18 protein-coding genes are annotated in these 15,246 nt (G+C 41.8%); 10 read left to right on the top strand and 8 right to left on the bottom strand.

Annotation, left to right across the window (positions count from 1 at the left end):
• Positions 1-8: 8 nt before the first annotated feature.
• The 3 genes from iolI (at position 9) to EP57_RS00450 (ending at position 2,222) form a co-directional block, all read left to right on the top strand.
• The gene (iolI, locus tag EP57_RS00460; RefSeq protein ID WP_036083111.1) at positions 9-839 is read left to right on the top strand and encodes a 2-keto-myo-inositol isomerase; all 831 of its coding nucleotides are present in this window, start codon (positions 9-11) and stop codon (positions 837-839) included.
• 66 nt (positions 840-905) lie between these two features.
• Entirely contained in the window at positions 906-1,769 is an 864-nt protein-coding gene (gene fba / locus EP57_RS00455; protein WP_036083110.1) for a class II fructose-1,6-bisphosphate aldolase, read from the top strand.
• Between the two features lie 72 nt (positions 1,770-1,841).
• Complete coding sequence (locus EP57_RS00450) at positions 1,842-2,222, top strand: VOC family protein (protein ID WP_036083108.1); 381 nt, start codon at positions 1,842-1,844, stop codon at positions 2,220-2,222.
• Positions 2,223-2,277: 55 nt separating this feature from the next.
• Here the strand turns inward: EP57_RS00450 and EP57_RS00445 are convergent, their stop codons facing one another.
• The 5 genes from EP57_RS00445 to EP57_RS00425 form a co-directional block, all read right to left on the bottom strand.
• On the bottom strand, positions 2,278-3,174 hold the full coding sequence (locus EP57_RS00445; RefSeq protein ID WP_036083106.1) for a peptidylprolyl isomerase: 897 nt from the start codon (positions 3,172-3,174) through the stop codon (positions 2,278-2,280).
• Between the two features lie 143 nt (positions 3,175-3,317).
• Positions 3,318-3,506, bottom strand: a complete 189-nt coding sequence (locus EP57_RS00440) for a hypothetical protein (protein WP_036083105.1) — start codon at positions 3,504-3,506, stop codon at positions 3,318-3,320.
• An 11-nt stretch (positions 3,507-3,517) separates the two neighbouring features.
• Positions 3,518-4,060, bottom strand: a complete 543-nt coding sequence (locus EP57_RS00435; protein WP_036083102.1) for a DUF3267 domain-containing protein — start codon at positions 4,058-4,060, stop codon at positions 3,518-3,520.
• Between the two features lie 198 nt (positions 4,061-4,258).
• Positions 4,259-4,630, bottom strand: a complete 372-nt coding sequence (locus EP57_RS00430) for a YtxH domain-containing protein (RefSeq protein ID WP_036083099.1) — start codon at positions 4,628-4,630, stop codon at positions 4,259-4,261.
• 27 nt (positions 4,631-4,657) lie between these two features.
• Positions 4,658-5,077, bottom strand: a complete 420-nt coding sequence (locus tag EP57_RS00425; protein ID WP_036083097.1) for an HIT family protein — start codon at positions 5,075-5,077, stop codon at positions 4,658-4,660.
• A 165-nt stretch (positions 5,078-5,242) separates the two neighbouring features.
• Between EP57_RS00425 and EP57_RS00420 the strand changes: the two genes are divergently transcribed.
• Positions 5,243-5,992 (top strand): ABC transporter ATP-binding protein, encoded by a 750-nt coding sequence (locus tag EP57_RS00420; protein WP_036083095.1) that lies wholly within the window; start codon positions 5,243-5,245, stop codon positions 5,990-5,992.
• The gene (locus EP57_RS00415) at positions 5,982-7,199 is read left to right on the top strand and encodes an ABC transporter permease (RefSeq protein WP_036083093.1); all 1,218 of its coding nucleotides are present in this window, start codon (positions 5,982-5,984) and stop codon (positions 7,197-7,199) included. The genes EP57_RS00420 and EP57_RS00415 overlap by 11 nt, the downstream gene beginning before the upstream one ends.
• 72 nt (positions 7,200-7,271) lie before the next feature.
• Here EP57_RS00415 and EP57_RS00410 read toward each other — a convergent pair whose 3' ends face one another.
• Together EP57_RS00410 and EP57_RS00405 are read right to left on the bottom strand one after the other, a co-directional pair.
• Entirely contained in the window at positions 7,272-7,655 is a 384-nt protein-coding gene (locus EP57_RS00410; protein WP_036083091.1) for a hypothetical protein, read from the bottom strand.
• Between the two features lie 244 nt (positions 7,656-7,899).
• Positions 7,900-8,403, bottom strand: coding sequence for an antibiotic biosynthesis monooxygenase family protein (locus EP57_RS00405; protein ID WP_036083089.1), 504 nt, complete (start codon positions 8,401-8,403; stop codon positions 7,900-7,902).
• A gap of 202 nt (positions 8,404-8,605) precedes the next feature.
• Here EP57_RS00405 and hemE point away from each other — a divergent pair, with 202 nt between their 5' ends.
• The 5 genes from hemE (at position 8,606) to EP57_RS00380 (ending at position 13,388) form a co-directional block, all read left to right on the top strand.
• Positions 8,606-9,664 carry a uroporphyrinogen decarboxylase gene (gene hemE, locus EP57_RS00400; protein ID WP_036083087.1) on the top strand — a complete coding sequence of 353 codons (1,059 nt, stop codon included), beginning with the start codon at positions 8,606-8,608 and terminating at the stop codon, positions 9,662-9,664.
• Entirely contained in the window at positions 9,661-10,584 is a 924-nt protein-coding gene (gene hemH, locus EP57_RS00395) for a ferrochelatase (RefSeq protein WP_036083085.1), read from the top strand. Before hemE ends, hemH begins: the two co-directional genes overlap by 4 nt.
• A 34-nt stretch (positions 10,585-10,618) precedes the next feature.
• The gene (hemY, locus tag EP57_RS00390; protein WP_036083191.1) at positions 10,619-12,016 is read left to right on the top strand and encodes a protoporphyrinogen oxidase; all 1,398 of its coding nucleotides are present in this window, start codon (positions 10,619-10,621) and stop codon (positions 12,014-12,016) included.
• A gap of 156 nt (positions 12,017-12,172) precedes the next feature.
• Positions 12,173-12,520, top strand: a complete 348-nt coding sequence (locus EP57_RS00385; RefSeq protein WP_036083084.1) for a hypothetical protein — start codon at positions 12,173-12,175, stop codon at positions 12,518-12,520.
• A 94-nt stretch (positions 12,521-12,614) separates the two neighbouring features.
• Positions 12,615-13,388, top strand: coding sequence for a Cof-type HAD-IIB family hydrolase (locus EP57_RS00380; protein WP_036083082.1), 774 nt, complete (start codon positions 12,615-12,617; stop codon positions 13,386-13,388).
• A 176-nt stretch (positions 13,389-13,564) separates the two neighbouring features.
• On the opposite strand, the gene EP57_RS00375 is transcribed toward EP57_RS00380, so the two are convergent.
• Positions 13,565-15,235, bottom strand: a complete 1,671-nt coding sequence (locus EP57_RS00375) for an alpha,alpha-phosphotrehalase (RefSeq protein WP_036083080.1) — start codon at positions 15,233-15,235, stop codon at positions 13,565-13,567.
• Positions 15,236-15,246: the final 11 nt, after the last annotated feature.

Below are 15,246 nucleotides of genomic sequence, written 5' to 3'. Positions count from 1 at the left end.
GACACGACATGAAGCTATGTTTCAACGAAGCAACCACACTCGAAAATTCCAATTTAGAAAAAGATCTCACAATTTGCGAACAAAATGGCTATGACTACATCGAAATCCGCACCATGGACAAACTTCCAGAGTACTTAAAAACGCATACATTAGACGATTTAGCGACCTATTTCCAGAATCATCACATCAAGCCACTAGCACTTAACGCCCTTGTTTTCTTCAACAACCGCGACGAAGCAGGGCATGCCGCTATCATCCAAGAATTCCAAGAAATGATGCACATCTGCGATAAAATCGGCGCCAAATATGTCGTTGCCGTCCCGCTCGTCACAACGGAGAAAATCCTCAAAAAAGACATCAAGCAAAGCTGCATCGAGGTACTCCAAGAACTGTCCAACATTGCAGAAAGCCACGGCGTAAAAATTGCTTTAGAATTCGTCGGTCACCCGGAATGCACCGTCAACACATTCGAAGACGCCTACGACATCGTTCAAGCAGTCAACCGCGATAACGTCGGACTCGTATTTGATTCCTTCCATTTTCACGCAATGGGCTCCAAAATCGAAAATCTAAAAAACGCAGACGGCTCCAAAATCTTCATTTTCCACATCGATGACACCGAAGATTTCCAAATTGGCTTGCTAACCGATGACGACCGCGTATGGCCAGGGCACGGCGCGATTGACCTCGAGGCTCACATCACGACACTCAAACAAATCGGCTACTCCGACGTCGTTTCCGTGGAACTTTTCCGACCTGAATATTATCAATTAACAGCCGAAGAAACCATCGAAAAAGCAAAAACAACCACATTAGAAGTCATTTCGAAATATTACTAAGCGCAAATCCACGAGTGGCAACTAAAACTCGTGGATTCTGCTATTTATAAAAGGAGGTACCATTATATGCTAGTAACACTAAATGAAGTATTACAAAAAGCACACACAGAAAAATACGCCGTTGGGCAGTTCAATATAAACGGCTTGTCCTGGATTCACGCCATCCTCATTGCCGCCGAAAAAGAACAAGCACCCGTCATCATCGCTTCATCCGACCGAATGGTAGACTTCCTTGGCGGCTTCCAAACAATCACAGCTATGGTCAAAAACCTCATCGCAGAACACCAAATCACCATTCCCGTCGTACTTCACCTAGACCACGGCCTAACCGTCGAACGTTGCAAACAAGCCGTCGACGCAGGCTACACATCTGTCATGTTCGACGGCTCCAAATATCCAATCGCAGAAAATATCCGCCTCACCAAAGAAGTCACCGATTATGCCCACGCGCGCGGCGTCGATGTCGAAGCAGAAGTCGGAACCGTTGGTGGAAACGAAGACGGCATCATCGGTAACATCAACTACGCCAGCCTAGAAGAATGCGTCGCGCTCGTCCAAGCAACCAACATCGACGCCCTAGCCGCCGCACTAGGCTCCGTTCACGGCAATTACCAAGGTGAGCCCGTTCTCGGTTTCCAAGAAATGGCTGCCATCCAAGAAGCCGTCTCAATCCCGCTCGTCCTTCACGGCGCATCCGGCATCCCAAAACACCAAATCGACCACGCCATCACACTTGGGCACGCCAAAATCAACGTCAACACCGAATCCAACAAAGCGTGGCTTGCCGCCATCCGTCACGCACTCAAAGCCAATCCAACCACCCACGAACCCCAAGTCATCCTAGAACCAGCACGCGAAGCCATCATTCAAACCGTCCAATCCAAAATCCGCGAATTCGGTTCCGCAGGCAAAGCCACGATACATGCTTAATTTTTGAATCCTCTTACTAATCTTGCTATACTAAACAAGCAATCAAAACACATAGAAAAGAGGAATAAACTAATGATTAACAAAATCGGGCAAGTAATGATTTACGTCAATGACCAAGAAGCCGTAGCAAAATTCTGGACAGAAAAAGTAGGCTTCGTCATCATATCCGAAAATGCAGCAGGGGATGCAGAACGTTGGATCGAAATCGCGCCAACGAAAGATGCAGCAACAACATTCGTTCTTCAAGACAAAGTAGCGGTAGCTAAAGCCCAACCAGAAATGAACCTAGGCACACCGTCTATCTTACTCTATGGTGATAATTTAGAAGCGATGTACGAAGATTTCAAAGCAAAAGGCATCACAGTCGGTGAACTTGTTAACATCCCGAACTTTGGCCGCGTCTTCAACTTCGCTGACATCGAAAATAACTATTTCGCAATTCTTGAAAAATAAACGACAAAAAAACGGTAGCCTCCGAATATGGAAACTACCGTTTTTTATTTGCTAATTATTTCGTTGTTGAAGAATCAGACTCTGTTTTTGCAGATGAATCGTATTGTGCGAATGCATCTTTCAAATCTTTGTCGTCAATCTTAACGTCAGCATTTTTGTATAGTTTTTGCAATGCTGCTGTTTTAGCCTCTGTAGTTACTTTAGAAGCTAGATAATCTTTCTTCACTTGCGCTTTATCTTTTTCAAAAGTAGTTTTCGCAGGGTGGTCTAACATTTTAATAATGTGGTAACCAGCGTCTGTTTTAACAACTGGGCTGATGTCGCCTTTGTTTTTCAATGCGTATGCTGCTTTTTCGAACTCAGGTAACATTTTACCAGGACCGAATGGTGCTAATTTACCACCTTGTGTAGCAGAACCTGTATCTGTAGAGTTAGCTTTTGCTAATTCTTCAAAGTTACCGCCAGATGTTACTTTCTTGTGAAGGTCATCTGCTTTCGCTTTGTCAGCAACTAGAATGTGTTCAACAGTGATAGCTGGTTGCCATGTTTTGTAATACTCTTTCAACGCTTTATCGCTTGTATCAACAGAAGCTTCTGCTGCTTTCGTGTTCAAAAGATCGAATTTCAGATAGTCAGATTTAAATGTTTTCTCTGTGTAACCACTTTGTTGCAACATGCTTGCAAGTTGGTCACCATATTGATCTTGATACGTTTTGTATGCTGCATCGATTTCTTTGTCTGTTACTTTGTATTTATCTTCTAAAATCTTCGTCATTGCAAGTTGAGATACGTACTGATCTCCAACTTTCGCTTTCATGGCATCATAAAGTTCTTGTTGTGTTACGTCTCCAGCTTTTGTTTCAACAACAGCGTCATTTGCTGAGTTGCCACATGCGGCTAAACTGAAAAGACCCATCATTGATACCATACCTAATACTAATTTTTTCTTCATTAACTAATACACTCTCCTCAAAAGTTTTAAATAAGTTCTGCTTAACTACACATACATCATACCACAAAATAGGTGGCAATAAAGTAAAATGTCAAAAATCTAATCCATTTCTAATTTTGCCTCTAGCGTCTCTCATTAGGCGTTTATGATAGCATAATACCGTCAAGCGTTGCCGAAAAGAGAAGCAGTAATACGGAAATATTTACAATACGATAAAATAATTGACATTGTTTCGGGTTAAAATCTTGTTTTGTTGCATATCGCTCGACTAATAAATTAAAAGCAAGCAAAGCAATCACGCCAAATACGGCGTATACTACGTAAAGAAACACAATTTTCCTCCTTACTCTTCTGAAACAAGCACTGAAAAACCACGATCAGCATCTTCAACAAAAGTATGTTTTGGCGTTCCAAGAATGTTTTTGATATGGAGAAAATCCGGATAACACATACCCACATGAATCGCAATTAAAATGAGAAACAGCGGAGAATGAAAAATCGGCGTCGTAAGCATTGCCACAATTAAAATCACCGATATCACCACAAACGGAAAAATTAAAGAAACGATGTAGCGCCATTTCGGAATGACACGACGAATCCGAACTTGCAAACAAGGCAATACATAAAAATGCCGTTTCACTCGAATTTGCACACCATCACGATAACGCATCAGCGCAAGAATATGCAGTCCCTTATGAACAGGGTACAACGCAAGTAACGCAATAAACGTTGGCAGTTCAAAGACCATCACAAACTGGTTCGGAAAAACCAGATTTTCAATTAAAAATAATACGCACATAGCGGCTAACGAAACTAAGCTGGATTTAAAAAAGACGCGGTTATACTCATCTTTTCGCTCCACATTGATTGTCTTTAAACAACGCATGGATAACTAATCCTCCATTACTAAAAAATGTCTATGATGGCATGCATCACCTTAGTATTGTAGTCCCTGCCAGCCAATTTTTCAACCCCTATTTGCACAATGGTCGTTTTCCTGTGAAAAATGTGTGACGAATCCGCGTTTTTACGCGAAATAAAAAGCGCAAACCGACTGTCCGAGAGGGCTTTGCGCTTTCATGACTTAATTGCTTTCTTTTTTATCTTTTTTTAGTGTTTTTTCGAGGTCAGAAATGGTTTTTTGCATGTCTTTGATTTCTTCTTTCAGACGCGCTTTTTCTGGTTCCATTTCTTCGTTCCAATTAGCCACCGATTCTTTAATGTCAGTCGATAGGTCTTTTAGTAATGTTGTGCCTTCTGTGCTTAGAACTTGAACAGATTGTAGTAAATCCGTCGCATTGTAAGCCAGTTCTTTCAGGATAACGCCAGCTTCGCCAGATTTTGCAGCGATATCTTGACGCAGTTCACGTCCTGATTTCGGGGCTAAAATAATTGCCGTTGCAGCGCTGGCAATACCGCCAATAAGTGCGCCGAGTATTATAGATTTTGCATTCATAGTCGATCACTCCAGATTTCTTTAGTTTTATACCTCTTTAGCTATTTTGTCGGCCAGTTCTTGGAAAGCTTCTTTGGAATACCAGTTGGCATTGTCCGCCCATTTCAAGCCGAAATCATCTTTGTTCGTATAGCGCGGAATGAGGTGGATATGATAATGAAAGACGCTTTGAGACGCGATTTCCTCATTATTATTTAAAATGTTAAGTCCTTTTAGTGGCAAAGCCTTCTTCATGCCCGCCGCAATCTTAGGTACCCGACGGAAAATCTCCGCTGCCGTTTCTTCAGGCAAGTCAAAAATATTGCGCGCATGCTGTTTCGGAATGACTAGTGTGTGGCCCTCAGTAACTTGACCTAAATCAAGAAAGGCATACACTTGATCGTCCTCATAAACTTTAGCAGAAGGAATCTCGCCCTTCACGATTTTGCAGAAAATACAATCATCCATATTGAAATAGACACCTCCGAAAAATTTGACTCTCTTTGTATCTAATGTACCATAAAACAGAATAAAACGCATGTATAAAAGCAAGCGAAATAGTGAATGTATAGCAAAAACGATGGCATCTGTGCTATTATAAGGTCAATAAGATTGGATAATAGGAGTGATAACATGGCTTTAGTAGAAATTCATAACCTGACTGGCGGCTACACGAAACGCCCCGTTTTAAAAGATATTTCTTTTCAAATCGAAGAGCGTCAAATCGTTGGTCTAATCGGCTTAAACGGCGCCGGTAAAAGTACAACAATTAAGCATATTACTGGTTTAATGCAGCAGAAACAAGGCACGATAACCATCAATGGTCATTCTTTAAAAGAAAATACAGAAGAATACCGTAAACAATTCGCATACATTCCAGAAACGCCTGTATTATATGAAGAACTTACATTAAAAGAGCATTTGGAATTGACCGCAATGGCTTACGGCTTAACAGAAGAAGAATTACAAACACGGATGGCACCGCTTCTAAAAGAATTCCGTTTGGAGAAGAAGTTGAACTGGTTTCCAGCGCATTTTTCAAAAGGGATGAAGCAGAAGGTAATGATTATGTCGGCGTTTCTTATTGAGCCGAATTTGTATATTATCGACGAACCTTTTGTCGGACTTGATCCGCTCGGTATTCAGTCGTTGCTTCAGTGGATTGGAGAAATGAAAGATACGGGAGCTAGTATTTTAATGTCAACGCATATTTTAGCGACAGCTGAGAAATATTGCGATAGTTTTATTATTTTACATGATGGCGTGATTCGTGCGCAGGGGACACTTTCTGATTTGCAAGCTGATTTTGAGATGCCAGGAGCTTCGTTGGATGAGATTTACGTACAATTAACGATGGAAGAAGATCAGGCCGATGAAGTTTGATGCGGTAGATTTATTTAAGAAGCGTTACAGCAGTTACTTAGAAGAAGTAATGCGCTATTTGCGGTACATGCTGAACGATCATTTGCTCTTCGTTCTAATTATTGGCGTTGGTGCGTTTGTATATACCTATTCTGGCTGGGTCAAAACGCTAACTCCAGAGTTTCCAGCGATTCCTCTGATGGTAATTCTGCTCACAGCGGCGATTGCAGTTACTTCTATTTACACGCTGTTAAAACGCCCTGATGCAGTCTATTTGATTGTCCAAGAAAAAGCGATGGGAGATTATTTTAAAAAGGCCCATATGGCGAGTTTCTGGATGCAGATTTATATTTTTATTTTGGTGTTAGCTGCGTGTATGCCGATGTATGCTGCGGTAACAGGCTTTAGTTTTTCGCGATTTTTCCCGTTAGTGATTGTGATGTTGTTGATGAAGCTGTGGAATATTTATTTCCAGTGGGAGACGGCGAAGCTTGAGAATACAGATACAACGTGGTTATTTACGCGAATTATTATTAGCGCAGCGCTTATTTATTTGGTGCTAGCTTTTAATCTGATTTGGTCAATTCCTGTGGCACTGGTCGTCCTTCTTGGCAGCTATTTGTGGATAAAAAATAAGACGGCAGGGCTAACGATACGTTGGGAATACCTGATTGATAAAGAAGAAGCGCGGATGAATCGCTTTTATCGTTTGGCGAATTTGTTCACTGATGTGCCTCATTTAAAAGGAACGGTGCGTCGCCGGGCGTATTTAGATTTCTTATACCGCCCAATTCCGTATGCGAAGCGTAAAACATTTGCGTATTTGTGGAGCAGGACGTTTGTGCGGACGAATGAATTTATGGGACTGTATGTACGCTTAACGGTGATTGCGTTCTTGTTACTTGTTTTTGTGCAAGGTTTCTATTTGAATATTATTTTCTCGCTATTATTTATCTATTTGACCGGATTCCAGTTTATTCCGATGCTGCGCCATTTCGATGGGCAAGTCATGATGAAACTGTATCCGATTAGCGATGCGTTCAGAACACGCTCATTCATTCATTTCTTGCGGATTTTGCTAGTCGCCCAAGCATTATTGTTCGGCATTATCGGCATTGCGCAGAACGGCTCGATTGGCGGCGTCATTATATTAGCCGTGAACTTAGCCTTTGTGGCGGTATTTACGTTCATGTACGTACCGTTTAGAGTGAAGAAGATGTATCAGTAAAGTGGAATAAAAAAGTGATGCAAAAATCTATGTCAGATTCGCATCACTTTTTTTGTTCTATAATGGTTAGATCTATTTTAATTTACGCGTTGTTATTAAAAAATCACATCCGAAGAAAATAATCAGTAGTAAGAAAATCGAGCTAGGAAGTATGAAAATAAACATTGCCTCGTTGAAACTAAGCATATTGACGTATGGCAGAACAGCGAAAATAAGGCTTAGTATTAGCAAGAGTAACGTAACAATTCTTCTGATTCGAATGTTGGTTGCGGAAAAAGAGAAGCAAGCTAGACTTAGAGAAATTATGGCAACAATATATCCTACAAGCTGATTATCATCTAATTTAATACCGTTGCCAACGCCTGTAGCAAAGATTAAAGATAAGATGCCAATAGCGCTGTAGCAGATTGCTATTACGAGTGTGGCGTAATATTTGTTATTTGATTTCTGAGTCATTAAGTCATCCTCCTATGCCAATCTGTTTAAATCAATCTCCTCCCCATTCTAAAGTAAATACAAGAAAAAATCTAAGGATATTTATCTTTTTGTGAACTAAAACACAAAATATTTATAAAATTGTAAGCGTATCAAAAAAATGATAAGATGATATAGGCTAACAAGAAAGAGATTCACATCACACAGCATAAAAAAACCTCTCACTCAGCGAATCACGCTTTGTTAGAGGTTCAGATATTATTATTTACTTCTCATCATGAAAATACTCAGGGAAATGATACACGTCCACATGTGAGAAACCGCTTTGCGAACTATTATGGCGAATCAAGTCCATAATTTTATTGTGTTCTGTGCCGTTTTTCCAATGTTGATACGCATCTCCGCTATCCCAGAACGTTAAAATAAGATATTTGCTTTCTGTTCGGGATTGCAGTAATTGTGTGCATTGTAAGCCAGGTGCTTCATGTAATTTTAAGGAAATAGATTGGTATAATTTCTGGAAAATGGGAGCTTCTTCGGAACGTAGATGTAAGTATTCAAATGTGACTGTGCCGTGGCCTTTCATTTCACCATAGCTGTGGTTGATTCGGTAAGCGCTGCCTTCCTTAAATACGGTGGATTCTTCTGTTTCCTCTAAAAGGATGGAGTCACCGAAATTTTGTAGTAATGTAATATTGCGTGTTGGGTGCTCGGCGAGAATTTGACGTAGAAAATGTTCAGTCCCGCTTGTGATATACGCATACTTCATAGTGATTGCCTTCTTTCTATTCGTAATATGTTGCTTTTATCTAATTAGATACTACAACTATTTTCCTCTTTCTGCAAAAATAAAACGTCGGGAAGTTACATATCTGGTTTTTCATTGTGTTTTTTGGTATGCTGTAGATTGTAATCATTATAAAGTGGTGTCATTTTTTATGTGCTGTAATGAACAATGAAGGGGTTTTGTCATGAAAAGGTTAGAAAATGATTTATTTTTACGTGCCGCGAGAAAAGAAGCCGTGGAACAAATTCCCGTTTGGTATATGCGCCAAGCAGGGCGTTCTCAGCCGGAATATCGCAAATTAAAGGAGAAGTATTCATTATTTGAAATAACGCATCAGCCAGAGCTATGTGCTTATGTGACGCGTCTTCCTGTGGAGCAATATGGTGTGGATGCAGCGATTTTGTATAAGGATATTATGACGCCGCTACCTGGTATGGGTGTAGATGTCGAAATTAAGAGTGGAATTGGTCCTGTTATTGAGAATCCAATTCGTGATGGCAAGGATATTGAGAAGCTCGCTTTGTTCCAGGCAGATTCGCATGTTCCGTATGTGCTGGACACGATTAAGTTGTTGACGCAAGAACAGTTAACGGTGCCGCTTATCGGTTTTGCTGGTGCACCATTTACACTGGCGAGCTACATGATTGAAGGCGGGCCATCGAAAAGCTACCACCAAACAAAAGCATTTATGTACACGAAAGAAGCAGAATGGCATATGTTGATGCAAAAACTAGCCGTGATGACTGCGGATTATTTATTAGCACAAATCAAGGCGGGGGCAAGTGCTGTTCAGATTTTCGATTCGTGGGTTGGATCGCTTAGCGCAGCGGATTACCGTACATATATTAAGCCGGCAATTACGCAAATTGTAACAACGATAAAACAGCATAGTCCTGCGACGCCAGTCATTATGCAGGCAGTTGGCGCGACGCATTTGTTAGGGGAATGGCAAGATATTGACGTGGATGTTGTCGGCGTGGATTGGCGGATGTCGATCAAAGAAGCAAGAACACACGCGGGGAACAAAGCGTTGCAAGGGAATCTTGATCCAGCACTACTTTTGGCGCGCGATAAATGTTTGACACAAGCAAATCAAATTTTGCAAGAGGGTACGCAGGAACCGGGCTTTATTTTCAATCTTGGGCATGGTGTTTTCCCAGAAGTGCCACCTGCGATGTTGAAGGAACTAACGACATTTGTTCACGATAGAAGTGCAATTTTATTAAGGGGTGGAGAAAAGTGAGTAAAAAAGTTGGATTATTAGTAATGGCATACGGAACACCGTACAAAGATGAAGATATTGAGCGTTATTATACGGATATTCGTCACGGGCACACGCCAAGTCAAGAACTAATTGATGATCTACGTTCGCGTTACCATGCCATTGGCGGTCTATCACCACTTGCCAAAATTACGCAAGCGCAAGCCTATGGTTTGGCGGAAACATTGAACGCGATGCAATCGGATATCGAATTTAAAACATACATCGGATTGAAACATATCGAGCCGTTTATCGAAGATGCTGTACAAGAAATGAAGAATGACGGTATCGAAGAAGCGATTTCGATTATTTTAGCGCCGCATTATTCTAGTTTTAGCGTGAAAGAATACAATGGTCGTGCGTTGAAGAAAACCGAAGAAATTGGCGGGCCAACGATTCAAACGATTGATAGCTGGTATGATGAGCCGAAATTTATTACGATGTGGGCTGACCGGATTAATGCTGTCGATATTCCGCAAAACGAGCTTGACCAAGCGGTTCTTATTGTTTCTGCGCACAGCTTGCCAGAAAAAATTAAAGAACATGGCGATCCATATCCAGACCAATTAGAAGAAACCGCAAAATTAATTTTTAATAAAGTAAAAGTACCGAATTATGCGTTGGGCTGGCAAAGTGAAGGAAAGACTGGCACGCCTTGGCTTGGGCCTGATGTGCAAGATTTGACGCGCGCCTTATTTGAAGAGCATAAATACAAGCATTTCATCTATACGCCAGTCGGTTTTGTGGCGGAACATCTAGAAGTTCTGTATGATAATGATTATGAGTGCAAAGTAGTAACTGATGAGATTGGTGCGACATACCATCGTCCGCCGATGCCAAATGACGATAAAGAATTTTTAGACGTATTAGCAACCGTTGTTTGGAAAAACTGGTCAAAATAGAGAAATATAACTAAAAAGGTGAGTGTTTCCTGTGGTGAGAAAGAAAATTGTTGTAATTGGTGGGGGAATTACAGGATTATCAAGCACATTTTACTTAAAAAAAGAACTTGAAAAACAAAATCTAGACTATGAATTAGTATTATTAGAAGCAGGTACAAAAGTCGGGGGAAAGATTGATACGATGAAGCGGGACGGCTACATTATTGAGCGCGGTCCCGATTCATTTTTGCGCCGAAAGCCGGAAATGCAAGATTTGGTGAAGGATCTTGGGATGGAGGACTGCCTTGTGGAGAACGCGACGGGCGAGAATTTCGTGTTGGCAAAGCAAGGACTGCATGCGATTCCTAAAGGTTCTATTATGGGAATTCCGACGCGATTCCGCCCTTTTTTCAAATCAAGATTGTTATCGTCAAGCGGTAAATTTCGCGTGCTCGGTGATTTGTTTTTAGGCAAGAAACGCGTGGCTAACGAGGACATGGCGCTTGGTACGTTTTTGCGGGCGCGTGTTGGCGATGAGATGGTGGACAATATTTTGGAGCCGCTCATGTCAGGCATTTACGCCGGCGATTTAGATGAAATGAGCGCAGAAGCTACGGGAGAACAGTTTCTGAAATTAGAAGATGAGCACGGCAGTCTTTTAAAAGGCGTTCGCCAAATCTATAATGAAACGACGGCGAAACAACCGACGGAAGCCACGTTCTTAACTGTTCGCGAAGGCCTTTCTTCGGTCGTATCAGCGCTAGAACAAGAACTTTCCACAAAAATTATAAAAAAAGGCAAGCGTGTCCAAGCGATTACAAGACAACCGCGAGGCTATGAAATCACGATTTCTAAGAAAGAAAAGCTTCAAGCAGATAGTATTTTTATCGCTTTACCGTACCAAGAAATTGTTCCATTGTTCCGTGGCGATGCTGTTTTTGAACAGATAGGAGAAATTCCAGCGGCAAGTGTTGCGACGGTAGCCATGGTGTTTCCGAAAGATGCGGTGGTAGAAGACATTAAAGGTAGTGGATTTGTCGTATCGCGAAACGAAGATTTTTCGATGGCTGCATGTTCTTGGATTCACCGAAAATGGCCGCATACTGTGCCGGAAGATAAAATTTTGCTTCGTGCTTTTGTTGGGCGTCGTAAAGAAGAGTCGATTGTTGATTTAGCGGACAAGGCGATTGAAGAAACGGTTCTAAGCGATCTAAATAGAATCATGAAAATCAATCAAGCACCAGAATTCACCACGGTGACAAGATGGCGTAATAGCATCCCGCAATACACCGTGGGCCACGAGCGCCGTAAAGAAGCCATTTACAGCGAGTTCAAGCAATCCTATCCAGGTATTTTTGCAGGTGGCGCTTCTTTTGAAGGTGTGGAATTATCCGAATGTGTCCGCCAAGCAAAATCCGGCGTCACATCCGTACTAAATTTCTTAAAAAACTAAACTCAGAATTTTTTCTGGGTTTTTGTTTTGGCTTAAACACTTGTTAGTAAGCGCTATCATGAATTATTACCATAATACTACCTAGTTTTAATCATATTCTCATTTTACTCGGGCATAATAACAGCATAGACATACCCAATACGGGAGGAAAAGAAAATGGATAAAATAGAAAAGAAACGAATCGCAGAAAATATTAATTTATATATAAGATTGAACGGCTTTACGAAACGCTCATTTGCAAAGGCGACTAATTTTTCACAAGCCACGGCGGAAGCGATTTTGAATGGCAAAGTTAGAAGTAATACCAAATTCAATAAATACATAGTTAGAGTGACAGAAAAGCTAGGTTTGGATACACATTACTTTAAACAAGATAAAGAAACATTGTTATCGATGCCTATTCATTATCAAGAAGATGACGAGAAAATTCATATCGGTGATGACAAGTACAATACGATTAGCGCAATGCTACAAATTGGCGATGTCTATTACAACAATAACTAATAATAAAACCGGTTTGCTCAAATGCGAATCGGTTTTTTGTGTGGTTCAAATATGATAAGGTGGAAGAAGTGAAATCGGGAAAGGATTTGATTTTTTGAAACCAGCAGCTATTTGTTTTTTTGATTTAGATGGGACGTTACTGACGAGCGATTCTGTGGTGGCGCCCAGTTCTGTCCAAGCGTTACAAGCATTACGTGCCAAAAATATTATGCCAATCATTGCGACTGGACGGACGTTATGCGAAATCGAGCATGTACTTGAAGCGACAAAAATGACTTCTGTTATTGCGATGAATGGCCAATATGTGATGTATGATGGCAAAGAAGTTTACACGAATCCAATCGATGTGGCGGAAATTAAAGCGTTGCACGAAGGCGCCCAGTCACAATGTGTCGAAATGGCTTTTTATACGGAAGAAAAAATACGTGCGACGGCGCAAAATGAGATTATGGAGAAGCATTATCGTTATTTAGGCGAAGCATCACCAGAAATCGACGCCGAGCTTTATTTAAAAGAGCCAATTTATATGTTACTGCTGTTGTTAGAGCAGGGCGATGACTTTTTCCCAGAGCGGTATCCGTATTTTCAATTTGTACGCAATACGCCGTTTAGTAATGACGTTGTGCCAAAAGGCGGTTCGAAAGCGCGTGGGATTGCTAAATTATTAGAGGTAATGGGATTTGAAGATGTGCCAACGTATGCATTTGGTGATGGTATGAACGATTTGGAGATGTTTGAAGCGGTGGATTATGCGGTTGCGATGGACAATGCCGTACCATCATTGAAGGAAAAAGCAGCCTTTATCACAGCAAATAATAACGAGGATGGCATCGCAAAAGGCTTGCGGTTATGCGGATTACTTGAATAAATGAAAAAACAGGATTTTCAGTCTCATAAGAAACTGGAAATCCTGTTTTTATAGCGCCCTTAAACTGCCTTCCACAAAGCATTGATGTTTAAGGGGTAGGCAGTGATTATTTCACACTGCTTGTAGGCTCATCGCATAAAACTAATAGTAACACGCAAGCCGTTCAAAGTAAAGCTTTATTTTAAATGCAGCATCAGCGCTTCATACGGTTGCAAAGTCACCTGATTTTCTAACGTTTCGCGCCCATAGTTAGATGCCAGAATTGCGCAATCCTTATTTTGATACTGTGCAGGCACATGCCACGCCATTTCTTTCTCGCTAAAATTACCAACGACAACTAGCGCCTCATTTTGCCATTCGCGCGCATAATCATAAATGACTTCACTTTCGGCATCGAGCAGCCGGAAATCACCATTCGCAAAAATCGCATGCTCCCGACGCAACGCAATTAAATGCTGATACGTATAGAAAATCGAATCAGGATTAGCAAGCGCTTTGTCGACCGTCCAGTTGTCCTCATGAATCGGCGCAAGCCAAGGCTCCCCAGACGTGAAACCATGATGCGGCGTGTCATCCCACTGCATTGGAATCCGCGCATTTTCCCGTGATTTCTCTCGCAAAATTTGCAACGCATCGGCTGCCGTCACACCATCCGCAAGCAAGTGCGCATACGCATTCCGCGACTCCGCGTCATCATACTGCGAAATATCCGTAAAATTGGCATCCGTCATCGCGATTTCCTCACCTTGATAAATAAACGTCGTGCCCTGCAATCCGAACAAAATAATCGCCAATAATTTCGCACTCTGTTCCCGGTACACCGTGTCATTTGCAAACCGTGCCAAAGCACGAGGCTGATCATGATTCGTCCAGAACAAGGCGTTCCAGCCACCACCAGCCGCCATCTTCAACTGCCACTCCGTCATAACCCGCTTCAAGTCCGTCAACTGGAACTTCGCGCTCGCCCATTTCTTCCCGCCTGGATAATCCACCTTCATGTGATGGAAATTAAAAGCCATACTCAGTTCCTCACGCTCCGGATTCGTATACTTAATACATTGTTCCGGCGTCGTAGAAGACATCTCACCAACCGTCACCAAACCATACTTATCGAACACATGACGGTTCATCTGATGCAAATATTCATGCACATGCGGCCCGTCCACATAAAACTTACGCCCATCGTCCTGCGCCGTTGCCAACGAATCGTTCGGGAAATCCGGATTTTTAGAAATATTATTAATCACGTCGAGGCGGAAACCATCGATTCCTTTCTCGCCCCACCAAGCCATCATATTATAAATTTCCTCTTGCAATTTTGGATTTTCCCAATTTAAATCAGGCATCCCAACCTCATACAAGTGCAAATAATACTGACCAGACGCCGCGTCCAACTCCCAAGCCGAACCACTGAACTTCGACAACCAATTATTCGGCGGTCCACCATCAGCCGCAGGGTCCTTCCAAATATAATAATCACGATACGGATTATCCTCGCCCTTCAAAGCCTCCTGAAACCAATGATGCTGATAGGACGTATGATTGACTACCATATCCATCATAATTTTGAGCCCACGCTGATGCGCTTTTTCTAAAAGTTCATCAAAATCAGCCATCGTCCCGTACTGTGGATCAATATTGAAGTAGTCCGCAATGTCATAGCCATTATCGCGTTGCGGCGAGACATACATCGGCGTTAGCCAAAGCAAATCCACGCCAAGTTTTGCTAAATAATCTAGTTTTTCGATAATACCGCGGATGTCGCCGATACCATCTCCATTTGTATCATAAAAGCTACGCGGGTAAATTTGATAAACCGTCCCTTTTTGCCACCATTCGTTATTCATATGAAACATCC

Source organism: Listeria booriae (genome assembly GCF_000766865.1).
GTDB lineage: Bacteria > Bacillota > Bacilli > Lactobacillales > Listeriaceae > Listeria_A > Listeria_A booriae.
The sequence above is the reverse complement of the archived record's forward strand: the minus strand, read 5'-3'. Positions and strand labels throughout refer to the sequence as shown.

Excerpts from the sequence above, each read along its gene's own strand:
- EP57_RS00435 (WP_036083102.1), bottom strand. The coding sequence starts at position 4,060 with ATGCGTTGTTTAAAGACAATCAATGTGGAGCGAAAAGATGAGTATAAC.
- iolI (WP_036083111.1), top strand. The coding sequence starts at position 9 with ATGAAGCTATGTTTCAACGAAGCAACCACACTCGAAAATTCCAATTTA.
- EP57_RS00405 (WP_036083089.1), bottom strand. The coding sequence starts at position 8,403 with ATGAAGTATGCGTATATCACAAGCGGGACTGAACATTTTCTACGTCAA.
- EP57_RS00420 (WP_036083095.1), top strand. The coding sequence starts at position 5,243 with ATGGCTTTAGTAGAAATTCATAACCTGACTGGCGGCTACACGAAACGC.
- EP57_RS00445 (WP_036083106.1), bottom strand. The coding sequence starts at position 3,174 with ATGAAGAAAAAATTAGTATTAGGTATGGTATCAATGATGGGTCTTTTC.
- EP57_RS00425 (WP_036083097.1), bottom strand. The coding sequence starts at position 5,077 with ATGGATGATTGTATTTTCTGCAAAATCGTGAAGGGCGAGATTCCTTCT.
- fba (WP_036083110.1), top strand. The coding sequence starts at position 906 with ATGCTAGTAACACTAAATGAAGTATTACAAAAAGCACACACAGAAAAA.
- hemE (WP_036083087.1), top strand. The coding sequence starts at position 8,606 with ATGAAAAGGTTAGAAAATGATTTATTTTTACGTGCCGCGAGAAAAGAA.
- EP57_RS00450 (WP_036083108.1), top strand. The coding sequence starts at position 1,842 with ATGATTAACAAAATCGGGCAAGTAATGATTTACGTCAATGACCAAGAA.
- EP57_RS00375 (WP_036083080.1), bottom strand. The coding sequence starts at position 15,235 with ATGAATAACGAATGGTGGCAAAAAGGGACGGTTTATCAAATTTACCCG.
- EP57_RS00415 (WP_036083093.1), top strand. The coding sequence starts at position 5,982 with ATGAAGTTTGATGCGGTAGATTTATTTAAGAAGCGTTACAGCAGTTAC.
- EP57_RS00410 (WP_036083091.1), bottom strand. The coding sequence starts at position 7,655 with ATGACTCAGAAATCAAATAACAAATATTACGCCACACTCGTAATAGCA.
- EP57_RS00430 (WP_036083099.1), bottom strand. The coding sequence starts at position 4,630 with ATGAATGCAAAATCTATAATACTCGGCGCACTTATTGGCGGTATTGCC.
- EP57_RS00385 (WP_036083084.1), top strand. The coding sequence starts at position 12,173 with ATGGATAAAATAGAAAAGAAACGAATCGCAGAAAATATTAATTTATAT.